The organism is Desulfosporosinus shakirovi (genome assembly GCF_020595055.1).
GTDB lineage: Bacteria > Bacillota > Desulfitobacteriia > Desulfitobacteriales > Desulfitobacteriaceae > Desulfosporosinus > Desulfosporosinus shakirovi.
Window position 1 is genome coordinate 1 of sequence record NZ_JAJDOO010000077.1, and the last position, 4,511, is coordinate 4,511.

At 37.7% G+C, this 4,511-nt stretch carries 6 protein-coding genes and 1 pseudogene; 1 reads left to right on the forward strand and 6 read right to left on the reverse strand.

From position 1 onward, the window contains the following. Positions 1–258: 258 nt before the first annotated feature. On the forward strand, positions 259–711 hold the full coding sequence (locus LJE72_RS25750) for a DUF4362 domain-containing protein (protein WP_229250989.1): 453 nt from the start codon (positions 259–261) through the stop codon (positions 709–711). A gap of 356 nt (positions 712–1,067) precedes the next feature. On the opposite strand, the gene LJE72_RS25755 is transcribed toward LJE72_RS25750, so the two are convergent. From LJE72_RS25755 to LJE72_RS25780, 6 genes and pseudogenes are all read right to left on the reverse strand, one after another. Beyond that, positions 1,068–1,379 (reverse strand): hypothetical protein, encoded by a 312-nt coding sequence (locus LJE72_RS25755; protein WP_229250990.1) that lies wholly within the window; start codon positions 1,377–1,379, stop codon positions 1,068–1,070. 223 nt (positions 1,380–1,602) lie between these two features. Beyond that, positions 1,603–2,061, reverse strand: coding sequence for a hypothetical protein (locus LJE72_RS25760; RefSeq protein WP_229250991.1), 459 nt, complete (start codon positions 2,059–2,061; stop codon positions 1,603–1,605). Further along, a pseudogene (locus LJE72_RS25765) lies at positions 2,048–2,262 on the reverse strand (helix-turn-helix transcriptional regulator). The gene LJE72_RS25760 and the pseudogene LJE72_RS25765 overlap by 14 nt, the downstream one beginning before the upstream one ends. Positions 2,263–2,597: 335 nt before the next feature. Next, positions 2,598–2,990, reverse strand: coding sequence for an oxidoreductase (locus LJE72_RS25770; RefSeq protein WP_229250992.1), 393 nt, complete (start codon positions 2,988–2,990; stop codon positions 2,598–2,600). Positions 2,991–3,120: 130 nt separating this feature from the next. Next, entirely contained in the window at positions 3,121–3,597 is a 477-nt protein-coding gene (locus LJE72_RS25775) for an SAM-dependent methyltransferase (RefSeq protein ID WP_229250993.1), read from the reverse strand. A 124-nt stretch (positions 3,598–3,721) separates the two neighbouring features. Then, positions 3,722–4,510 (reverse strand): MerR family transcriptional regulator, encoded by a 789-nt coding sequence (locus LJE72_RS25780; protein WP_229250994.1) that lies wholly within the window; start codon positions 4,508–4,510, stop codon positions 3,722–3,724. Position 4,511 lies beyond the last annotated feature (1 nt).

Genomic DNA, 4,511 nt, shown 5'->3' on the forward strand with positions numbered 1-4,511 from the left:
AAAATGTTATTTCGGTAAATTGACATGAAAATCGGGGTTTGGCTAGCAAGCCCTAGTTAGATCCGGTGATTCCTTGTATATTATTGCTACCCGATTTGATGTTTCTATTGAGAGTATATTAGACACTCTTTGAGTTAGCATGTTGAGTTTGTAATAATCAAACTAACAACTAATGCAAAGGGGAAAACCCGTTACGTCAGATTTGGGCTAGACATGCATCTATAGACTTGTTGGTACATTTATACGAGGAGTGATCACATGCAGAGATTTAGTTTTGTTTTAGCAGCATTAGTCTTAGCACTCACGATTACTGGTTGCTCAGATAGAAAAGTATCTCCACAAATCCAACCACAGGAATCTAAAACTTTTCAGGGGAATATTGTAGTTGATCAGAGTGGCACGATTTCCGATGTTAATGTAGTAGATAATTTCCTAGCGTCCGTTAGTCAAGGCGAAGTAGCTAATCTTCAAATCAAAAAATTCACTGAAGAAGGGGACCCAATTTTTCAAACACTATATTATGATAAAAACCTTATTAAGCTCACCATTGACGACTCTCAAGATAAGATGAGAGCGGCTAACAAAGGACCGGGTACTAAAACAGGTGAGTATGTACGATTGGTTAAAAAAGAGGATGGCAAGAATATTGTTTATAATCTAATTGATAAAACCGGCAACCCAAGTCGAATTTTAGTATCTTCTAATAAGTAACGAGTAACAGTACAATACGAAGCGTAAGACAGGTGGCTACAGCGATTTGAAGCTGTGAGCCACCTGTTTTTTTGTTCAATTTATCCCTTGTGAATTGCATTGTGATTTTAACTGAGAATTAGCGGTCAACCACTGTTCACCTGACGCATAGTGACTTTATATGTTACCTTTAACCCAATCCGCATACAGCTCCACATACATTCCACATCTTCCTAAATAATCCTCTCCCAGGGGAAAGATTAGTTGAATTCAAAAAATAAAGTCCCAGGCCTTCCTAGGACTGTCCCTCAACCTACCCCTTATCCTATTAGATAAGCGACTAGACTGAATACATTAACCACATTTCTTCTTCTATTTTACTTAACTTCTATCCGAAATGCATGTGCAGAGTCATGGGTTTCATCCCATCTACCTATAACTTCGTAAACATATATACCTGGTATAGTAGGCGCACTAAATTTTTCATTATTTAGAATTACTTTCGACTCAATTTCTCCTTGGTTCCAGTGGATTATTTCTATCTGTTTTGGTTGATATTTAGTATCAAATCTGATCGTTATGTTACTATTCGGTTCAACTGCAATAGCGTCAATATTCTTTGTTGTTTCTTCGGGAGGGGGGTTTAGATGGCTATTTCCGCCCTTTTTTTCATCAAACCAATTGTACATAGACTCCACGGTCGAAATCGTTAAATTATTATATTTAACGATTGGAACTGGTGCTTCTTTAGGAATACTAGTATTGAATAATAAATATGCAATAATTCCAAGACCTAATAGCAGTAACAGAATTATATCCGTTATGACCTTTTTGGTAATGATATTATCGCCTCACTTGTTTCTAAATGTCATTCGTTTCCGGCATTTACTCGATTAATACATTGATATATTGTTAAGTGCGTTTATCATGATAAATATTAGCGCCTATAATAGCAATAACCATAATTGATGGCACAATTGCCACTCCTACAAAAATCCCTAGTAGGCTATTATATATCGTTACATCCATTAAGCCATTATATTTTGTAACTCCTATGGCAAGTATTAATAGCGCAGTTAGGACAAGAAATATATTAAAGGTGATTCTAAAAGCAGTGCTTTCGGCCTTGAGTGTGACTAATTTCTTTCTTTCATCGTCATTTTGTTCATCTTCTTTAGTACGCTTACTATCTAAACCTCTATATACCTGACTAACACCAAATAATACACATAAAATAGCGAAGAAGATGCTTTTAACATTGCTTACAGTATTCATATCATGGGGATCATTTATCAAAAGTATAATATAGGCAACTGCTACTAGCAGAAAGAATATACCACTCCAAAAGCCTTTTTTATTATAGATTTTCATTTTTTAGATTTTCCTCCAAGTTATATAAGTTTTCAATGGTAGTATTAAAAACTAAGAGATTCTATATGCCAACATTATAGATGGATTGTACTGCTCTTTTTCAAGTGAAATAATAGTTCTATTTGAGACGGAAACCAAGTCAGCCAATTGTTGTTGAGTCATATTTTTACTTATTCGCAACTCCTTAATTTTATTTTGCATTGGCTGAATCCTATATAAGGTACTTGGTTTCAATTTACAGTCACGTTCCGTGCTAATGAAGAAACTTTATCTAGTTATACTCTTTCATTATGACATAACGTTTACTCAAAATTTGGCGAACGAAGTCACAATGATGATTTTCTTAAGTGATAGCTCTATAGACGTTAATGAGTGCCTCTTTTGTATTTTAGGTATACTGGGCCATAGGAGTAAGACCAAATAGTAGGCATCATAATCATTGAGAGTATGATGCCCACTATAATTCCTCTTAGATTGGATTTATAGCCATTCAAACTACGTGACCCCCTTTCTTCATCAATCTTTTGTCATCTTTTTCAGCAATGGAAATTTTCAAGATATAAAGCCCAATTCCCCATATTTGCCTGAAACTCCTTCTTTGACGTAGAACCTCGTATCCCTTGAATAATATCGAGATGTATTCTAGAACGATTATAGATGCTTCCTCCATATTCATCCTGGCGCTGATTAAAAGCAGGAGACAGGAATTGACTTAGAAGATAACCATGGGCCGAGTGAATTTGAATGCCATCAAAACCTGCAGTTTTAGCCCTTTCAGCTGCTTCAGCATAAGCCTCAGCCAGCTCCTGGATGTCCTCAATACGCAGCACCGGTTTGCCCCATAAGGCATTGTACCCTCCCCGTTTTAGGACAGCGCAGATCAGCTTCTGCGAATTTACGTCATCTTCGACGACCAAAATGTTAAACATTAATTCATCTCCCAGTCATGGTCTTAAACCTCACCTTATCTTGGATAATATAATCCTTTCTTCCGGGCATTGCAATGGATAGAAATGAAACAGATGCCACACTTTATTGTTATGTGACATCTGTTTGATTTTAAAAATTAAATTCATTTTCCCAATTAAAATCTTCCGATTCATCTAAACTTTTAGGCCAATGGCTGCACCATTGGGGTACACTCGGGGTTTCCGCCCTGTCAAGGCTCGGGGTATACGGCTTTATGTCAAGTACCGGTGTTCCATTATTAGCGTCAATATAGGCAATTTGCAGAATGCCTTTTGCGTAGTCAATGCCAATAACCTGCGCCGTAGTTAAAGCCAGGGGGTTTGGACGAATTGGTGACCTTGTGGCAAAAATACCCATTACAGGCGGAGCGTTTTTATAGGGTTGGTGCGTTTCAAGTATGTTTCTGGTTTCCTCATTATCAAAGTCACTGAACCACCAGATAACATTGATATGGCTAAATCCGTCTAATCCTTGTAACGCCGGGATATACCTCGGCTCAAGCTCAATGAACATTCCGTCGTCGTTTAGATTGATTTTGCCGATAGGAGTGATCTCAAAATTCTGCATAGTGCATACCTCCATTAATACTTGATTGATCTCAAAATTCAGTGTAGACCCTCTCATCATGTGAGAGTCAAGAATCCGATAGGATAGCTTAAAAAGCGTCTTGCAATCTGCAAAACGCTTTTCCTTATATCTTTTCCAACGGTATTTGAAGTTCTGTTAAGTACTTGTCAGGGTTTTTCTCATTCCACGGCCCGCGATGAACAATTTGCCTGCTCTGCCCGCTCATTTTATATTGACTATGCCCTTGCAGCCAGTTTGCAAAGGCAAGGTAGGCATCGGCAATGTTTTCAAAAGAACCATAAACCATGGAACAGGCCATAATGGGTACAGATTCCGTATTCCGATAGGTAAAACCACACCTATCCTTGCCTATGCGGGCCACGGGAGCACATATTTCCATATCGACATCTGTTTCCCGATAATCCGTGTCGTGATAAATGGTAAAGGTGTTGTTGGAAATGGGAATATTATTTTGACCTGCAAAAGCCGACATTTCCTTCCACAGTTGGCCCTCGGCATAATAATTACAGACAACCCGCCTTAGAGAAAACACCTGATAACTGGGTATGGATTTAAGAGAAACATTGTAATGTATCCTAATCTTTTCCTGCCGGATATCCCTCTTAGCCAGTTCAATTTTAGCTAGTTTTTCCTGCCCGGCTTTAATTCCGTTCTCAATTTCCAGACGTTTATGGTCAAGTTGATTTGCTATAAATTCATCCTCCCAATGGTTTAGAGCAACCGCAATTTCAGAAACATTAAACCCTAAATCCCGTAAAAAGATGATTTTATTCAAAACAGGAATTTGCTCTATGGAGTATAACCTGTAATTTGTAAATTTATCGATTTCAGCAGGTTTTAATAATCCTGTTTCATCATAATATCGCAACATTCGAATCGATACTTGGGCCAGT